Annotated in this window: 17 protein-coding genes; all 17 read left to right on the top strand. The window is 48.5% G+C overall.

Features of this window, described 5'->3' with window-relative positions:
- The first annotated feature begins 4 nt into the window (after positions 1–4).
- The 17 genes from GOU96_RS07385 (at position 5) to rng (ending at position 17236) form a co-directional block, all read left to right on the top strand.
- Positions 5–850 carry an ExeA family protein gene (locus GOU96_RS07385; protein ID WP_000281360.1) on the top strand — a complete coding sequence of 282 codons (846 nt, stop codon included), beginning with the start codon at positions 5–7 and terminating at the stop codon, positions 848–850.
- Positions 847–1998 (top strand): tetratricopeptide repeat protein, encoded by a 1152-nt coding sequence (locus tag GOU96_RS07380; protein ID WP_258502407.1) that lies wholly within the window; start codon positions 847–849, stop codon positions 1996–1998. The genes GOU96_RS07385 and GOU96_RS07380 overlap by 4 nt, the downstream gene beginning before the upstream one ends.
- Positions 1988–3715 (top strand): GspE/PulE family protein, encoded by a 1728-nt coding sequence (locus tag GOU96_RS07375; RefSeq protein ID WP_258502409.1) that lies wholly within the window; start codon positions 1988–1990, stop codon positions 3713–3715. The genes GOU96_RS07380 and GOU96_RS07375 overlap by 11 nt, the downstream gene beginning before the upstream one ends.
- A gap of 8 nt (positions 3716–3723) precedes the next feature.
- A complete protein-coding gene (locus GOU96_RS07370; RefSeq protein WP_267781524.1) occupies positions 3724–4947 on the top strand; it encodes a type II secretion system F family protein in 1224 nt (407 codons plus the stop codon).
- 2 nt (positions 4948–4949) lie between these two features.
- Entirely contained in the window at positions 4950–5402 is a 453-nt protein-coding gene (locus GOU96_RS07365; protein ID WP_134986873.1) for an MSHA biogenesis protein MshF, read from the top strand.
- A gap of 80 nt (positions 5403–5482) precedes the next feature.
- Positions 5483–6037, top strand: a complete 555-nt coding sequence (locus GOU96_RS07360) for a prepilin-type N-terminal cleavage/methylation domain-containing protein (protein WP_000738707.1) — start codon at positions 5483–5485, stop codon at positions 6035–6037.
- A gap of 34 nt (positions 6038–6071) precedes the next feature.
- Positions 6072–6509 (top strand): type II secretion system protein, encoded by a 438-nt coding sequence (locus GOU96_RS07355; RefSeq protein WP_174499826.1) that lies wholly within the window; start codon positions 6072–6074, stop codon positions 6507–6509.
- Positions 6510–6570: 61 nt separating this feature from the next.
- A complete protein-coding gene (locus tag GOU96_RS07350) occupies positions 6571–7083 on the top strand; it encodes a type II secretion system protein (RefSeq protein WP_001249944.1) in 513 nt (170 codons plus the stop codon).
- Positions 7073–7642 (top strand): type II secretion system protein, encoded by a 570-nt coding sequence (locus GOU96_RS07345; RefSeq protein ID WP_174499827.1) that lies wholly within the window; start codon positions 7073–7075, stop codon positions 7640–7642. The genes GOU96_RS07350 and GOU96_RS07345 overlap by 11 nt, the downstream gene beginning before the upstream one ends.
- Positions 7642–8412, top strand: a complete 771-nt coding sequence (locus tag GOU96_RS07340; protein WP_174499828.1) for a PilW family protein — start codon at positions 7642–7644, stop codon at positions 8410–8412. Before GOU96_RS07345 ends, GOU96_RS07340 begins: the two co-directional genes overlap by 1 nt.
- On the top strand, positions 8384–8803 hold the full coding sequence (locus GOU96_RS07335) for a hypothetical protein (RefSeq protein WP_000979734.1): 420 nt from the start codon (positions 8384–8386) through the stop codon (positions 8801–8803). Before GOU96_RS07340 ends, GOU96_RS07335 begins: the two co-directional genes overlap by 29 nt.
- Complete coding sequence (locus GOU96_RS07330) at positions 8796–12548, top strand: DUF6701 domain-containing protein (protein ID WP_267781529.1); 3753 nt, start codon at positions 8796–8798, stop codon at positions 12546–12548. Before GOU96_RS07335 ends, GOU96_RS07330 begins: the two co-directional genes overlap by 8 nt.
- A 167-nt stretch (positions 12549–12715) precedes the next feature.
- Positions 12716–13759 (top strand): rod shape-determining protein, encoded by a 1044-nt coding sequence (locus GOU96_RS07325; protein WP_000473776.1) that lies wholly within the window; start codon positions 12716–12718, stop codon positions 13757–13759.
- A gap of 56 nt (positions 13760–13815) precedes the next feature.
- The gene (gene mreC, locus GOU96_RS07320) at positions 13816–14706 is read left to right on the top strand and encodes a rod shape-determining protein MreC (RefSeq protein ID WP_000802450.1); all 891 of its coding nucleotides are present in this window, start codon (positions 13816–13818) and stop codon (positions 14704–14706) included.
- Positions 14693–15181, top strand: a complete 489-nt coding sequence (mreD, locus tag GOU96_RS07315) for a rod shape-determining protein MreD (RefSeq protein ID WP_267781531.1) — start codon at positions 14693–14695, stop codon at positions 15179–15181. Before mreC ends, mreD begins: the two co-directional genes overlap by 14 nt.
- Positions 15178–15741: a Maf family protein gene (locus GOU96_RS07310; RefSeq protein ID WP_258455248.1), complete on the top strand. Its 564-nt coding sequence runs from the start codon at positions 15178–15180 to the stop codon at positions 15739–15741. Before mreD ends, GOU96_RS07310 begins: the two co-directional genes overlap by 4 nt.
- 25 nt (positions 15742–15766) lie before the next feature.
- Positions 15767–17236, top strand: coding sequence for a ribonuclease G (rng, locus tag GOU96_RS07305; RefSeq protein WP_001271878.1), 1470 nt, complete (start codon positions 15767–15769; stop codon positions 17234–17236).
- The last annotated feature ends 6 nt before the right edge of the window (positions 17237–17242 follow it).

Genomic DNA, 17242 nt, shown 5'->3' with positions numbered 1-17242 from the left:
GCGTATGTATTTATCGCACTTTGGCCTTGAACAGTTACCTTTTCATTTGACTCCGGATACCGAATTGTTTCTGGGGCTCGCTCCACACTTTGAGGCGATTCAAACCTTAAGTGCGGCGATTGAGATGGGGGAAGGCGTCAGCAAGCTCACCGGAGAGGTCGGCACCGGGAAAACCATGGTGTGTCGGATGCTATTGACGCACTTAGGCGATGAGGTGGCGCTGATTTATCTGCCGAATCCTATGCTGAGCGGCGAAGAATTAAGGCAGGCGGTCGCAGCGGAATTACAGTTGGATGTAGCATCGCCCGTGCGAGTGGTCGAGCAGATCCAAACACGACTGATTGAGCTTCACCAACAAGGTAAACGCGTGGTTGCTTTGGTCGATGAAGCGCAGGCGTTGTCTGATGAAGCACTAGAAACTTTGCGCTTATTTGGCAACTTAGAAACGGAACAAACTAAGCTGCTGCAGATTGTCTTAATTGGGCAACCTGAACTCGATGTGCGACTCGCGCAGCATCATTTGCGTCAGTTTCGGCAGCGAATCACTTTTAACGCCAATTTGCGCCCGTTAACTCAAGCTGAAACCGAGGTGTACATTGAGAGCCGTTTACAGAAAGCCCAAGCGCCGTATCCGCTGTTCAATGCGACCCTGAAAAAAGCCGTCTGGCGTGCATCACAAGGGATCCCGCGTTTGATCAATCAAATTTGTCATAAGGCGCTGTTACTCGCTTGGCATGAGCAGAGCCCGTTGGTCAATCAACATCATCTTTTTGCAGCGATTCATGACACCTATGACAGCTGCAAACCAAGATTTAAAACCCCAATTTTGTGGGGATGGAGCAAACCATGAGTGTGGTGAATGAAGCATTAGCAAAGAGTGCGCAGCGAAGTCACTCACGCCTTTCGAATATTGAGCGGATTGATGTTGCAAAGCCGAAAGCTCGTCCAGCGTGGTTATGGGGGATGCTAGGCTTTGGCGTGAGTCTTGCTGTCGGTGGTTGGTCTATCTCATTGCAATCGGTGGATACTATTCCGTCGTCAGCGGAGGTTGTGCGGCCAGAAGTGCCGTCACCGACCCAAAAGACCACACAGCAAACCATCGCCTTATATCAAGCACCAGTTAACAGCGAAGCTTTGGTGAAGAATGAAACTTTGATCCAAAAAGAAACGTTGCCCAAGAACGAAACTGCTGTCAAAAACGCAGTACTTGCTAAGGTAGAAAGCTCACCCTCCTCACTCAAGCAGACTGCGAATCGTCAGCGAGAGCAAACCGCGCTAGGGTCTGAGCTAAACGCAGAGCCGGTTCTGAATCTTGCTGATCATTCAGAGCCGAGCTTTTTCGAAGAAGAGGTCTCAAGCTTACCGAGCTCATCGCCGGTGATGATCGTAGAGCAAGTCTCATTAACGCCGGAACAGTTAGCGCAAAAAGCCCTGCAACGTGCGCAAAAAGCGATGGAAAGCAATGAGTTACAGACGGCTGTCTCCGCCTACACGGAAGCGCTGCGTTATACCCCGCATGATGAAATGGCCAGGCAAAAACTGGCGGCACTCTATTATGGCAAAGGCGATGGGCGCAAAGCGTTTGATCTGATGCAAGCCGGGATTGAACGTAATCCGGACGGTGAAGTACTGCGTTTGGCGCTCGCTAAATTACTGGTCAAAGAAAAGCAAGAGGCCTCGGCTTTGGTACCTTTGGCTTATCTTCCTTCGCAGCCCTCGATTGAGTATCTGTCACTGCGTGCTGCTCTCGCGCAGAAAACAAAACAAGATGAGATCGCGCGAGAAAGCTATCAGCAACTGACGGAAAAAGATCCCAATAATGGCCGTTGGTGGCTGGGGTTGGCGATTCAACAAGAGCGCGCTTTGCAATGGCCGGCGGCGCAGCACGCCTATCAACAGGCTCTCAATAAAGTCGGATTATCCAGTCAATCACAAGCTTTTATTCATCAACGCTTGCAATTACTGGCCAGTTTAGAGGAGACACAAAGTGCCAATTAATAAACTGCGTAAACGGCTTGGTGACTTGCTGGTTGAAGAGGGGATTGTGAGCGAAGCGCAGCTTGAACAAGCGCTCAATGCCCAGAAAAATACCGGACGCCGCTTAGGGGATACCTTAATTTCGCTTGGCTTTTTAAGCGAAACCCAGTTGCTGAACTTTTTGGCGCAGCAATTGAGTTTACCTGTGATCGATTTGAGCCGCGCTAATGTTGATATTGATGCGGTTCCTTTACTGCCTGAAGTTCATGCCCGCCGTTTGCGGGCGCTGGTGATAGGCCGCAGTGGTGATACGCTGCGCATAGCCATGAGTGATCCTGCGGATCTGTTTGCTCAAGAAGCCTTGCTCAACCAGTTGCCTGATTACGGTTTTGAGTTTGTCATCGCCCCTGAGAAGCAGTTGGTCGATGGCTTTGATCGTTACTATCGCCGCACCAAAGAAATTGTCTCGTTTGCCGAGCAATTGCATGCCGAACACAAAACCAATGATAGTTTTGATTTTGAGATCACCGATTCAGATAGCGATGAAGTGACGGTTGTTAAACTGATCAACTCGCTGTTTGAAGATGCGATTCAAGTGGGTGCCTCGGATATACACATTGAGCCAGATGCCAACGTACTGCGTTTGCGTCAACGGATCGATGGGGTATTGCATGAAACCTTGCTCCATGAAGTGAATATCGCCTCCGCCTTAGTGCTGCGCTTAAAATTGATGGCGAATCTGGATATTTCAGAAAAACGCCTTCCGCAAGATGGCCGCTTTAACATCCGTGTAAAAGGGCAATCCGTCGATATCCGGATGTCAACCATGCCTATCCAGCATGGTGAATCTGTGGTGATGCGTCTGCTCAACCAATCTGCAGGGGTTAGAAAGCTCGAAGAGTCCGGTATTCCGCCTCATTTATTGCTGCGTTTGCGCCATCAGTTGAAACGCCCTCATGGCATGATTCTGGTGACTGGGCCTACCGGCTCGGGGAAAACCACCACCCTGTATGGCGCACTCAACGAGCTCAATACCTCCGGCAAAAAAATCATTACTGCGGAAGATCCGGTGGAATACCGAATTTCACGGATCAATCAGGTGCAAGTGAACCCGAAAATCAATCTCGATTTCTCGACGTTACTGCGCACTTTCTTGCGCCAAGACCCAGATATTATTCTGATCGGTGAGATGCGTGACCAAGAGACGGTCGAAATTGGCCTGCGCGCCGCCTTAACCGGTCACTTAGTCTTAAGTACTCTGCACACCAATGATGCCGTCGATAGCGCGCTGCGTTTGATTGATATGGGCGCGCCCGGTTATCTGGTCGCCAGTGCGGTACGAGCCGTGGTTGCGCAGCGTTTAGTGCGAAAAGTCTGTCCAGATTGTAGTGGACATGATGAGGTGGATGAAGCGCGTCGCCAATGGCTTGTGACGCGTTTCCCTAATCAAGTTGCCGCCAAATTCACTCGTGGACGCGGCTGTCAAAACTGTAACTTAACTGGTTATCGCGGCCGGATCGGTGTATTCGAAATGCTTGAGCTGGATCAGCCGATGATGGATTGCTTGCGGGCAAATGATGCTGTGGCCTTCTCTAAAGCCGCACGCAGTAACACAGATTATAAACCGCTACTGGCTTCGGCGATGGAGTTAGCGCTGCAAGGTATCGTCAGTCTTGATGAAGTGATGTCGCTGGGTGAAGGTGATTCCTCTGGTTTGGTTGAACCGATTTATCTGTAGGAGTAGGCATGGCGACGTTTTATTATCAGGGGCGTAATGCCGATGGCAGCAAAGCCTCTGGGTTAGTCGAGGCGGCCACGGAGGAATTAGCCGCAGAAATGCTGCTCAACAAAGGTATTGTGCCCACTTCGATTGCGCAGGGGACGGCGGAAAAAAGTACCTTCGATTTTAACTGGAAAGCGCTACTGACTCCCTCCGTACCGCTGGAAGTGTTGGTGATTTTTTGCCGACAAATGTTCAGCTTAACCAAAGCGGGGGTGCCTTTACTGCGCTCTATGCGCGGCTTAGCCCAGAACTGCCACAATAAGCAGCTCAAAGCAGCACTTGATTCAGTCTGTAATGAGCTGACCAATGGCCGCAACTTGTCGGCTTCCATGCAGTTGCATCCCGCGATTTTTAGTCCTTTGTTTGTTTCCATGATTCAAGTGGGAGAAAACACAGGGCGATTAGATCAGGCTTTGTTGCAATTGGCTGGCTATTACGAACAAGAAGTGGAAACGCGCAAAAGAATCAAAACGGCGATGCGCTATCCGACTTTCGTGATTACGTTTGTACTGCTAGCGATGTTTATTTTGAACGTCAAAGTGATCCCACAATTTACCAGCATGTTTAGCCGCTTTGGGGTCGACTTACCCTTACCAACGCGTATTTTGATTACCACGTCCGATTTCTTTGTGAACTACTGGGGCTTACTGCTTGGCATCATAGTCGGTTTATTGTTTGCGTTTCGGGCTTGGGTCAATACCAGTCGTGGTCGCATTAAGTGGGATCATTTGCGTCTACGCATGCCGATTGTGGGAGACATAGTGAATCGTGCGCAGCTCTCACGCTTTGCGCGTACTTTTTCCTTGATGCTGTCGGCCGGCGTGCCGCTCAACCAATCGCTAGCGTTGTCGGCAGAAGCAATAGATAACAAGTTTCTAGAGCAGCGTATTTTAGAGATGAAAAGTCAGATTGAATCTGGGGTGGCGGTTTCTGCTACGGCGATCAATGCCAACATTTTTACCCCTCTAGTGATTCAGATGATGTCGGTAGGTGAAGAAACCGGGCGTATCGATGAACTTCTGTTGGAAGTGTCCGATTTTTATGATCGTGAAGTCGACTATGATTTAAAAACACTCACGGCACGTATTGAACCTATTTTATTGGTGTTTGTCGCGGCCATGGTACTGGTATTGGCGCTGGGCATCTTCCTTCCTATGTGGGGCATGATGGATGCACTCAAGGGCTGATAATGAAAATAGGATTTGAGCGCGTCCGATTTGTTCTCTGGTTTGTCTTGGTGGTGGTTTTATTGACGGCGATGTTTTCGGTATGGCGGTCGATGTTCAGTGATACGCTAGACACCGCTTTAGAGATGACAAGGTTGCAACTGATTGATCGGGCTAATGCTTATAAGCAAGAGTGGGTATTGCAAGGGCGTCCTGCACACTTACAGATAGAGCAAGCTGAGATTCCAATGCAACATGGGTGGGTTTTTCCCAAGCTCGATCAAGGAGTTGATTGTGAAAAAGTGCTATTTTTGCTCTATCCTGATCGTAAGGTGCTGGACTGGTTACCAAGAGTGACTGCCTTCCAGCGCGCGAATGGCTACCAGTGCCGTTATCAATACGGTGATATGGTGCAACTCGACGTGGAATTGAAGGATCGCTACTTTGCGATAAATGCCAGTTTTTTGATGCGCTGAATTTTTGACACTTTAACCACATCAAAGCTAAAAACAGGCGTATAATGCACGCCGTACGTTACGTAAGTGAGTTGAAAAATATGAAGAAAATGCAGCAAGGCTTTTCATTGGTGGAACTGGTCATCGTGATTGTGGTGGTTGGGTTACTGGCTGTCGCCGCTTTGCCCCGTTTTCTTGATGTGACCGATGAGGCGAAGAAGGCCAGTATTGAGGGGGTAGCAGGGGGCTTTGCCACTGGTGTCCTCTCTGCACGAGCACAATGGGAGGCGCAAGCTCGCCCCACGTTGACCGCCAATAATTACCCTTCAATTAATTATGATGGGGTCAATTTTTGGTTAACCACCTCCGCAACCAGCGGCTATCGCGATGGTTATCCTTTGGGTTTGAATACCGATGATGCGACTTATCCTTCAGGTATCACGGATCAGGCTTGTATAGATTTAATGAACAATTTGCTGCAAAACCCACCTCAAGTGGGCACGGAAACTCAAGCAGCGAGCAATTCTAATTACAAATATTCAGCGAAAGCGAATAGTGGTGCTGCCACATGCACTTATGCGCAAAATGAAAAAGGCAGCCAACATGAATTTGTTTATGAAGTTAACACTGGTCGCGTGACCGTAACCTTGCAGTAATGCTGCGTATTCACATGAAAGAGAGATGGTAATAATGAAAAGACAAGGTGGTTTCACCCTAATCGAGCTGGTCGTGGTGATTGTAATTCTCGGTATCTTGGCCGTCACAGCAGCACCACGTTTCTTGAATTTGCAAGGGGATGCTCGTCAGGCATCACTGCAAGGCTTAAAAGGTGCAATTGATGGTGCGGCAGGAATTGTATATGGAAAAGCAGCTGTTAGTGGTTTGGATAAAGCTGCAAGTGGCTCTGTTGATAGTATTGATATAGTGTTTGGCTATCCTGCCGCAACTGTAGCGGGCATTGGTGCTGCGGTAGTTGGATTAACTAATGACTGGGCGGTTGCGGCTAGTAATGCTACCTCCATTACATATGGCTTTAGTTCTAACACTAGCGCTACTTGTGCTGTAGTTTATCAACAGGCAACTTCAAGTGCCGCACCAGTTACTACTGTTACGCCTACTGGTTGCTAATTAACAAAGGCCAGCTTGTCTGGCCTTTGTTCTCTAACGGCTTGAGCTAGATTTGTTCGCCATGCGGCAAAGCAGTATTGGGTTGTCTCAGGGTAAAACACAAGGTTTTACTCTTATTGAACTGGTAGTGGTGATTATCCTACTAGGGATACTCTCTGCTTATGCGGCAAGCCGATTTTTGGGGCCTTCCTCCTTTGCGGTGGTAACCACGCAGAGTGAAATATTAGCCTCACTGCGATTAACCCAAAGCCGCGCGATGCAGCGTACTGGGTATTGTAATCGTTGGTTGCTCACCAGCGCTGCGGCAGTGCAAGTCTCCCCGCAAGCCATGCAAGGTAGTTGTCTTAGCGTTTTTCCCAGTAACCCTACCGATCCTTCGTGGGTGGATGCCGCCGCCAGTGGTGTGGCGCTTTCCTTAGCGGGTTCGGGTGGGGCTTCTTTTCTTGATTTCGATAGTTTAGGCCGTGCTACGCAATGTATCAGTGCTGGGTGCACGGTGAGTATCAGCAGTTCGACGCACAATGAGGTTCGCCAAGTCTGCATCAATACCGAAGGGTATATCTATGCCTGTTAAGCCGATGATTGCTAAGCGTGGTTTTACCTTGGTTGAGATGATCATCGTGATTGTGGTGTTGGGCGTTGCACTGGTCGGCGTAACCACCTCATTATATCCACGCTCCAAACAGAGTGCAGAGCAAGTGTTATCGGTGAAAGCCGCAGAATTGGGGCGGGCAGTACTGGATGAAGTCTTGGGGCGAGCTTTTGATCAACACTCAGGCCCGAATGGTGGCTTACCTGAATGTGTGATTACGGAAACGGCTGAACGTACGCTTTGCAGTGCACCATCCGCGTTAGGTAAAGATACAGGTGAATCCAATAACACAGAATTCAACGATGTGGATGATTACATCACATCAAGCCCAATCCCCGTCACTGATGTGCTGGGTACAGATATTTCCTCTGAATACCAACGCTTTACCGTAACGATACAAGTGTTTTATGTATCAGATAATAGCGGTCAATTTTCGGCAACGCCTGCCACAGAGCGAACCCACTACAAACGTATTGCATTAGTGATTTACGATCCGCAAGGTAATGCGTATCCGTTTGCTGCGATTAAGGGGAACTACTGATGAGCCGTGGTTTCACCCTAATCGAAATGGTGATCACTATTATCTTGCTTGGCGTTGTTGGCTTATTTCTGGGCAATATTGCTGGGCAAGCGATGGGGATTTACGTCGATACCACAGCGCGTGAAGCCTTAATCCAGCAAGGGCGTTTTTTAACGGAACGTATGAGCCGTGAATTGCGTGAAGCCGTGCCCAATAGTGTCATGGTGGCCAATGGTTGTATTGAGTTTCTGCCGATTGTAAACAGCGCGATTTATCAGTCATTACCGACGAATACCGTGAATACTCTGCGCCTCTTGCCCATCACTAAGTCGATCCAAGCGGGAGAGCGTTTAGTGATTTCTCCCAATGATCCTGCTGCGTTACGCGCCGCTCTCTTGTCAGCAGCGGGGCAAATTGCCGAAGTGGCCAGTACCGTTGATTTCACCCCACCACAGGATCGTACTATGGTGAATGTCCCCTTAGTGCAGGGCACTTTGTTTACCCTACAGTCGCCCGCGAATCGCGCCTATTTTTATACTACCCCCGTGGCATATTGTTACCAAGGTAACAGCATCTACCGCTATGCAGGCTATAGTTTGAATAGAACGGCCTTGTCACCTACCTATTTAGGGAATGGGGTGTTAATGGCGCAGAGCCTGAGTGGTGCCAATTTCAGTGTGTTAGCCCCACAGTTGCAGCGCAATGGATTAGTCAAAATTGAGCTGACTTTTGCCGATAAAGGTGAGCAAGTAAGGTTTGATCATGATGCTCTGGTCTACAACACACCGTAAGCAGCAGGGCAATGCCTTGATTCTCGTGGTTTTTATTATCGTAGTGGTTGGATTTGTTGCGCTGGTGGCCAATCGCAATCAAGCGCGTAGTAGCCAACAACTGGTGTCTATGGTTTTGGGGACGCGAGCTGAAATGGCTGCACGCTCGGCGCTTAATATCGAGCTCAGTCGTTTTTATCAAACCACCACAGGTAGTTGCCATACGAGCACCTTACAGAATATTGATTTTGTGGGGGAAGGATTGGGGCAGTGCGTGGCCTCGGTAACGTGTCAATCTCTGGGGGCGTTAGATAATGGGCAAGAAGTCTACCAACTCAGCGCAATAGGGCGTTGTCAGGTAGGAGATTGGAGCTTACAACGCATTATTGAAGTAGGAGTGAAAAGTGAATAAGTGGTTAGCCAAAACGCTAGTGGGATTGGGATGTTTTGCATTGCTCTCTGCTTATGCTTTGGCATTTCAGGATATTGATCACTCAATTTATTTTCCCAATGTTGTTCAAGGCCATGGCAGTTGTAGTGGCGCACCGAATCCGCAGTTAATTCAGTACAACAGCGCAAGAATTAACGGAACGAATAATTCAGTTGTAGATTTTTGTTCTATTAACCCTACATCAGAACGCACCGATGCTCGGTGTGATAATAATCTTTGTCAAGTTTCAGGAAATACCGTTCCCTCACTCTCGTTAAGTGGGGGGAATCAATTTCAATTCTCCTCAAATACGAGTACCCAAATTAACGGATGTCAGAGTGGACAAAGCTTACAGGTTACCCAATCTAATCATGGACGGATAGAATTGTATCAAGCCTGTACTTTAACTTTCAGTAATCAGAACGAGTATAAAGTGACATCACTCACGGCGGGAGGAGGAGCAGTGGTTGTGCTTTCGTCGGGGGATTACTGGATTGAATCACTGGAGTTAAACCAAGGCAGCCAAGTTGTTGTTGATGGGGATGTACGCCTTTTTATTCGAAATAGTTCTGATTGGAATAGTGCACAGATTAATGTCTCAGGATCAGGCAATTTAACCATTGTTGGTTATAACAACATCACATTAAATCAATCGAATCAGGTAAAGGCTTATCTCTATGTCGGTGGCACATTAACTCTGCATAACACATCTGTCATTAATGGACGGGTCACAAGTCGTCGATTATTTATGGAGGCTAATACTGAGATTAACCAAAATGAACAGCAAGGCTATGCTTGTTTTACCGATGATTTTAATCGCTCATCTCTTGGGCAAAATTGGATTCCTTACACCAGTAGCGGTAATTTCACACCGAGTATTATTAGTAACCGAATGCGCTTAACAGAAGCGATTACCAATCAAGCGACAGCGGTGACTTATCAGCGCATTTTTCCTGCTGCAGGCAATTTGGTTACCGTAGAGTTTGATTATTATGCATGGGCGAATTTAACCGGTAATGGAGCCGATGGGGTTTCGGTAATTTTTTCGGATGCGACGGTGACTCCGAGAACGGGCGGCTTTGGTGGCTCTCTAGGTTATGCGCAAAGAACCGATACTAATCCTGATACACCAGGTTTTGCGGGGGGATGGTTGGGTGTCGGCTTAGATGAATGGGGTAACTATTCGAACGCGACGGAAGGGCGACAAGGTGGCCCCGGTTTTCGTCAGCAAGCTGTGGCGATTCGTGGCTCTGAGTCAGCGAATTATCAATATTTAGTGGGCACTGCCGCCAATCTCAATCCTAAATTAGATGTGCGTCGAGCTTGTTCATTCTGCAGTTTCCCTGGTGCAGGCCCCGGCCATCGTTATTTCATCACCATTGATTCGCGCAGTGGGGGGGCCGTTTGGGTTCGTGTCGATCGCTCCGTGAATGGCACTATGCAAACGGTCATTGATTGGCATAACGTGTTGAGTAATCCCAATCAAGGGGCAACCCCCGCGGACTTTCTACTTTCTCTCGCGGGCTCGACAGGCGCATCAGTCAATAACCATGAAATTGAGAACTTCAAAGTGTGCGCATTGAAATCTCGCCCAGTTGGACAATTAATTGACCACTTTCGTTTCACTCTGCCACAGCAAGGGCTGACTTGTAGCGCTTCTGAGGTTCAGATCAAAGCTTGTGCGAATGACAATTGTAGTCAGCTGTACACAGATCCTGTGACGGCTACGCTCTCTCCAAATTCAGCACCGAGTGCGACTGGTGGTTGGGTGGGTGGCTCACAAGTGAATTTCAATAATGGAATTGCCACGGCGCAACTGAGACGTAATAGTGTAGGGAATGTGTCAGTCAACGTACTTGGCTCGACTCCTGCCAGTAAGCCTTTTCAGGTCAACCTCTGTAGCTACACGAACAATCCCAACAGTTATTCGACGGCCAATTGTACGGTTAACTTTGCAGACAGCGGTTTTATTGTCGATGTACCCAATGCTTATGCTAACCAGACGGTGACGGGCACCATAAAAGCGGTGCGCAAAGATAATGCTTCACAACAATGCTTACCAAGTTTTGGCAATGTCCAAAAATCAGTGGCGTTTTGGAGTGAATACCTCAATCCGACGGCCAATAATAGTGGATTCCAATCTGTCAGTGTGGGGGTAAATGGAACGCCAATTGGTCAGTCTGCAAATAACGCAACCTCGATAAGTTTGAACTTTAATCAAAATGGTGAGGCGAGTTTCCCGATCTCTTATCGTGAAGTGGGTAGTCTAGCTCTGCATGCTCGTTTCACGGGCAGCGGTGATGAGCAAGGTCTGCTCTTGGAGGGAGAAGATAGCTTTATTCGTGTCCCTAGGGCATTGGTACTCAGTGCTAATCATTCATATAACCCGACACATCAAAATGGCCAATGTTCTGCAGAAGATATCAGTTGTAATGTTTTTGCGAGAGCTGATGAAAACTTTGATCTGAATATTCGAGCCGTTGTTGCTGCGCCCATTGAAGATAATGATTTCACAAACAATTTAACGGCTTATAACTACCAGCAACAAAATATCGCGCTACAACACACTCTGGTGCAGCCATCTACAGGGCAGTCGGGCGTGTTAGGCGTAAATGAATACACTCATCTACTTGGGGGTACAACGACCGTTGCGCAAAAAGTGAGCGAAGTCGGGGTGTTTGATTTCTCTTTGGTCGCACCCACCCATTATCTTGGCCTTGACTTAGCCAGCGCCAATCTACCGATTGCGGTGACGTCAACAGGATCGATTGGGCGCTTTATTCCCGCTTACTTTTCGGTATCTCCGATGAGTAATGTCACCTTAGATGCGGCATGTAAAACCGGTAATGCCTTTAGTTATCTCGGTCAGCCGTTCGAGTATTCCAATAGTCCGGGACTCTATTTACAGCCTAAATCCGCCAATAATGCGGATACGCAAAATTACCTCATCGACCCTTGGTGGCGTTATAACAATCAATGGAATGGTCGCACTTACAGTGATAGCGCAAACGGTGTGAATCTTGGTTTCGATAATCTGCAGACTTCGCCCATCGGCAGACAGGCATCAAACAACAGTGGCATTGTCTTAAATGGTGAAAGGGTGTGGTATCAAAAACCGTTACAACCTAAACCTGTGTTTAATGCGGCGTTTGATTTGACTTTGAGTGACTCTAACTTAACCGATCAGGATGGGGTTTGTTACCGACAAAATGCGTCATCCCCTTGTTTGGGATATACGTTTTCACACATTGATGGAGCCATGCCGCTGTATTGGGGCAAATTAGTCATTCAAGATGTGTATGGGCCAGAGACTCAAGCCTTAGAGCAACCCATCTATGTCGAGCATTTCACCAACAATGGTTTTGTTCGTACGATTGAGGACAGTTGCACCGCACTGCCTGCGATCACAGGCTTTACCTTGCAATCGGATCCTAATAACAACGGTTATACCGTATTGACCACTGGCGTTGCGGTTCCTCCCCAAGTCTTGGCTGAGCATTCGGCGGCTAATTTAAATTCAGGTCAGCGCTCCATCCGCTTTAGTGCGCCGGGAGCAGGGGCTCTTGGTGTGATTGATTCGGTGTTGGATCTCAATGCGCACAACTTGCTGTGGCTTGCCGAAGACAAAGATGGTGACGGCAATTTTGATCAAACCACCCAAGGTCGAGCGCAATTTGGCTTGTATCGCGGCAGTGATCGGGTGATCTGGTGGCGCGAATCGAATTAACGATTAAGCACTCAATGGATCCAGATTTCTCTCATTCCGTTAGAGAACTGTTAGAAATTGCGTGTTTCAGTCCATGTTTATGGATCAACGCCTTGCTGTGACGGCAAGGCATTGGTACATTTAGTGCAATTTTCCTTTTCTCATTTCTTGCAGGACGAACGAAGAATATGTTCAAAAAACTTCGTGGCATGTTTTCTAACGACCTATCGATCGATTTAGGTACCGCCAACACACTTATTTATGTCAAAGGACAGGGAATTGTTCTTGATGAACCTTCTGTTGTTGCAATTCGTCAAGACAAAGGTCGTGGCGGTAAAACCGTTGCAGCGGTTGGCCATGCCGCAAAACAGATGCTCGGTAGAACCCCAGGTAATATTTCAGCCATTCGCCCAATGAAAGATGGTGTGATCGCAGATTTCTACGTCACTGAAAAAATGCTGCAGCATTTTATTCGCCAAGTGCACGACAACAGCGTGTTAAAGCCAAGCCCACGCGTACTGGTGTGTGTTCCTTGTGGTTCAACCCAAGTTGAGCGTCGTGCGATCCGTGAATCGGCACTGGGTGCGGGCGCTCGTGAGGTTTACTTGATTGATGAGCCAATGGCGGCCGCCATCGGTGCTGGTTTGCGCGTTTCTGAGCCAACCGGTTCAATGGTGATTGATATCGGTGGTGGTACGACGGAAGTGGCGGTGATCTCGCTCAATGGCGTGGTTTACTCTTCTTCTGTACGTATCGGTGGTGACCGTTTTGATGAAGCGATCATTAATTATGTGCGCCGTAACTACGGTAGCTTGATTGGTGAAGCCACTGCAGAAAAGATCAAACACGAAATCGGCTCAGCTTATCCGGGCGATAACGTGCAAGAGATCGAAGTGCGCGGTCGTAACCTAGCAGAAGGTGTACCACGCAGTTTCACACTGAATTCGAACGAGATCCTTGAGGCGCTGCAAGAGCCGCTGACGGGGATTGTGTCTGCGGTGATGGTTGCACTCGAGCAGTGTCCACCAGAGCTGGCTTCAGATATCTCTGAAAACGGTATGGTTCTCACAGGCGGTGGTGCACTGCTGAAAGATCTGGATCGTCTGCTAATGGAAGAAACTGGCATTCCTGTGGTGATCGCCGATGACCCGCTGACCTGTGTGGCGCGTGGGGGTGGTAAAGCCTTAGAAATGATCGATATGCACGGCGGCGATCTGTTTAGCGAAGAATAAACCGTAGTGTTGTGCCTTATGCATGGCACTTTGCTCAGAGTTAGGATGGTTATTGGATGAAACCTATCTTTGGTCGAGGACCTTCTCTGCAGCTACGGCTATTTTTTGCGGTTATGCTATCAGCCAGCCTTATGCTGGCTGATAGTCGTTTAGGTGCATTCTCACATGTACGCTTTCTGCTCAATAGTCTGGTTGCGCCTATTCAGTACGCAGCGGATATGCCGCGCGTACTGTTTGACGATTTTTATGACAGCATCAGCTCTCATCAGCAGTTACGGGAAAATAACCAACTGCTAAAACGTGAAGTCCTGACCCTGAAAAGTAATCTGTTACTGCTTGAGCAGTACAAAGAAGAGAACCAACGGCTGCGTAAGTTACTCGGCTCCTCCTTTTTGCGCGATGAGAAAAAGGTGGTGACCGAAGTGATGGCGGTCGATACGTCGCCCTATCGTCACCAAGTTGTGATCGATAAAGGCCGAGTAGATGGAGTATACGAAGGTCAGCCGATCATCAATGAAAAAGGCATTGTTGGACAAGTCACCTTTGTGGCAGCACACAATAGCCGAGTCTTGCTCCTGATTGACCCTAATACCGCGATTCCGGTACAGAACATTCGCAATGATATTCGAGTCATCGCCTCAGGCAATGGACAAACCGATCAAATCCAACTGGAACATATACCGACCAGTACCGATATTGAAGTCGGCGATATGCTCGTCACCTCTGGCTTGGGTGGGGTTTACCCTGAAGGCTACCCAGTGGCGATTGTGTCACAGGTGGATAAAGACACGCGCCGTGAGTTTGCCTCGATCAAAGCCGATCCTGTAGTGGAATTTGATCGCTTGCGCTACTTATTGCTGATTTGGCCAAACGAAGATCGCTTACAAAAAGTGATGCAGGCTGATCCGCAGGTGCTATTGGAGGAAGAAGCCAATGCTCAGCAGTGATATTAAAGGCCGCATGGTCATTCTTGCCTCATTTTTACTGGCGCTGATTTTGCAAACCATCCCATGGCCGGGAACCTTAGATCTGTTCCGGCCACCTTGGCTGCTGCTGGTCTGTTGTTACTGGGTATTGGCACTGCCGCACCGAGTGAATGTCGGCAGCGCTTTGGTCATGGGCTTATTGTGGGACTTATTACTCGGTTCCACCTTAGGTATTCGCGGCATGATGATGTCGATCATCATCTATCTGGTCGCGATGAATTTCTTGGTACTGCGCAACATGGCTCTATGGCAGCAAGCGATTGTGATTGGTTTGCTGTCGATAGGATTGGAAGTGCTGATTTTCTGTGGTGAGTACCTGATCCAGAATGTGACATTCAATCCTTTGTCACTCTGGAGTGGAGTGATTGCCTGTATACTTTGGCCGTGGTTGTTTTTATTACTGCGCCGAGTTCGACGCCATTGGCATGTGAAATGACAATATCGAAATTAGTGTTGGCTTCGGGATCCCCTAGACGTCGTGAACTGCTCGCTCAAATGGGCTACCAGTTTGAAGTCGTGGTTCCGAATGTTGAAGAGAAACGCGCAGCGGCTGAGTCGCCTGCGCAATATGTTGAACGGCTTTCTCGCGATAAAGCCTTAGCGGGAGCGGCCTTGGTCACGGCCGAAGCGGTCGTGATTGGTTCAGATACGATAGTTGTGAAAGATCAACAGGTGTTGGAAAAGCCGCGTGATTTTGCTGATGCAAAACGCATGTTACTCAAGCTTTCCGGTAGCCAACACCAAGTGATGACCGGGGTGAGCGTGACTTGCCGCGGTATCACTCACTCCGTGGTGGTAACTACGGAGGTGTGGTTTAAAACTTTGTCAGAACAAGAAATAGAAGCCTATTGGCAAAGTGGTGAGCCCTGCGATAAAGCTGGCAGTTACGGCATTCAGGGATTGGGTGGACGATTTGTTACGAGGATTGAAGGCAGCTACCACGCGGTAGTCGGATTGCCACTCTACGAGACTGACCAGCTTCTGCACAAATTCTAATCATTTTAATCATTGAGGTGCGCTCATGAGTGCAGAGTTGCTGTTAAACGTCACCCCGAGTGAAACTCGGGTGGCGATGATTGAAGGGGGAATCCTTCAGGAAATCCATATTGAACGTGAAGCCAAACGCGGCATTGTTGGCAATATTTACAAAGGCAAAGTCAGCCGGGTATTACCGGGCATGCAAGCTGCTTTTGTGGATATTGGACTCGACAAGGCCGCTTTTTTACATGCCTCGGATATTGTGCCCCACACCGAGTGTGTTGCCGAAAGTGAGAAGCAGCAGTTCCAAGTGCGTGATATTTCCGAGCTGGTGCGCCAAGGGCAAGATATTGTGGTGCAAGTGGTCAAAGACCCGCTTGGTACTAAGGGCGCGCGTTTAACTACCGATATCACACTCCCTTCTCGTTATCTGGTCTTTATGCCGGGGGCAAGCCATGTCGGCGTATCACAACGCATCGAAAGCGAAGCGGAGCGCGAGCGCCTAAAGAAAATCGTTTCTCATTATTGCGATGAGCATGGCGGGTTCATTATCCGAACAGCAGCAGAAGGGGCAAACGAAAAAGAGTTGACTCAAGATGCGGCGTTTCTTAAGCGTTTGTGGTCAAAAGTGATTGAGCGGCGCAGCAAATACAAGAACCGCTCTATGCTGTATGGCGAGCTTGGTCTGGCGCAGCGCATTTTGCGTGACTTTGTCGGCACCGAACTGACCAAAATTCTCATCGATTCACGACAAGAGTTCGAAAACCTCAAAGAGTTTACCTCCGAATATGTCCCTGAGCTGACGGCTAAATTAGAGCTGTACCACGGCGATAAGCCCATTTTTGACATGTACGATACGGAAAATGAGATTCAGCGCTCTCTCGAACGCAAAGTGGAGCTCAAATCGGGGGGGTATCTGATCATCGATCAGACCGAAGCCATGACCACGATTGACATCAATACGGGCGCGTTTGTTGGCCGCCGTAATCTCGAAGAGACCATTTTCAACACCAATATTGAAGCGACTCAAGCCATTGCTCGTCAGCTGCGTCTGCGCAATCTGGGTGGGATTATCATTATTGACTTTATCGATATGGCGTCGGATGAGCACCGTAAGCGAGTGCTCACCTCTTTAGAAGCGGCGCTGATGAAAGATCGGGTCAAAACCAACATCAATGGCTTTACTCAGCTTGGGTTGGTGGAGATGACGCGTAAAAGAACCCGAGAAAGCATTGAACATGTGCTCTGTTCGACTTGTCCAACGTGTGAAGGGCGAGGCAGCGTGAAAACTGTGGAAACGGTGTGCTTTGAGATTTTGCGCGAAATTACGCGCGTGAATCGAGCTTACGATGCGGACAAATTCGTGGTTTATGCTTCACCGGCAGTGGCCGATACTTTGCAAGGTGAAGAGTCACATGCCTTGGCGGAGTTGGAAGTGTTCATTGGTAAAGAAGTGCGAATTCAAGCAGAACCACTCTACAACCAAGAGCAATTTGATGTTGTGATGATGTAAATAGGG

The organism is Vibrio sp. R-1 (assembly GCF_035615595.1).
Classification (GTDB): Bacteria; Pseudomonadota; Gammaproteobacteria; order Enterobacterales; family Vibrionaceae; genus Vibrio; species Vibrio cholerae.
Note: the sequence above shows the minus strand (reverse complement) of the source record. Positions and strands in the feature narration are given on the sequence as shown.

Excerpts from the sequence above, each read along its gene's own strand:
- GOU96_RS07385 (WP_000281360.1), top strand. The coding sequence starts at position 5 with ATGTATTTATCGCACTTTGGCCTTGAACAGTTACCTTTTCATTTGACT.
- GOU96_RS07380 (WP_258502407.1), top strand. The coding sequence starts at position 847 with ATGAGTGTGGTGAATGAAGCATTAGCAAAGAGTGCGCAGCGAAGTCAC.
- GOU96_RS07370 (WP_267781524.1), top strand. The coding sequence starts at position 3,724 with ATGGCGACGTTTTATTATCAGGGGCGTAATGCCGATGGCAGCAAAGCC.
- GOU96_RS07365 (WP_134986873.1), top strand. The coding sequence starts at position 4,950 with ATGAAAATAGGATTTGAGCGCGTCCGATTTGTTCTCTGGTTTGTCTTG.
- GOU96_RS07360 (WP_000738707.1), top strand. The coding sequence starts at position 5,483 with ATGAAGAAAATGCAGCAAGGCTTTTCATTGGTGGAACTGGTCATCGTG.
- GOU96_RS07355 (WP_174499826.1), top strand. The coding sequence starts at position 6,072 with ATGAAAAGACAAGGTGGTTTCACCCTAATCGAGCTGGTCGTGGTGATT.
- GOU96_RS07350 (WP_001249944.1), top strand. The coding sequence starts at position 6,571 with ATGCGGCAAAGCAGTATTGGGTTGTCTCAGGGTAAAACACAAGGTTTT.
- GOU96_RS07345 (WP_174499827.1), top strand. The coding sequence starts at position 7,073 with ATGCCTGTTAAGCCGATGATTGCTAAGCGTGGTTTTACCTTGGTTGAG.
- GOU96_RS07340 (WP_174499828.1), top strand. The coding sequence starts at position 7,642 with ATGAGCCGTGGTTTCACCCTAATCGAAATGGTGATCACTATTATCTTG.
- GOU96_RS07335 (WP_000979734.1), top strand. The coding sequence starts at position 8,384 with ATGATGCTCTGGTCTACAACACACCGTAAGCAGCAGGGCAATGCCTTG.
- GOU96_RS07325 (WP_000473776.1), top strand. The coding sequence starts at position 12,716 with ATGTTCAAAAAACTTCGTGGCATGTTTTCTAACGACCTATCGATCGAT.
- mreC (WP_000802450.1), top strand. The coding sequence starts at position 13,816 with ATGAAACCTATCTTTGGTCGAGGACCTTCTCTGCAGCTACGGCTATTT.
- mreD (WP_267781531.1), top strand. The coding sequence starts at position 14,693 with ATGCTCAGCAGTGATATTAAAGGCCGCATGGTCATTCTTGCCTCATTT.
- GOU96_RS07310 (WP_258455248.1), top strand. The coding sequence starts at position 15,178 with ATGACAATATCGAAATTAGTGTTGGCTTCGGGATCCCCTAGACGTCGT.
- rng (WP_001271878.1), top strand. The coding sequence starts at position 15,767 with ATGAGTGCAGAGTTGCTGTTAAACGTCACCCCGAGTGAAACTCGGGTG.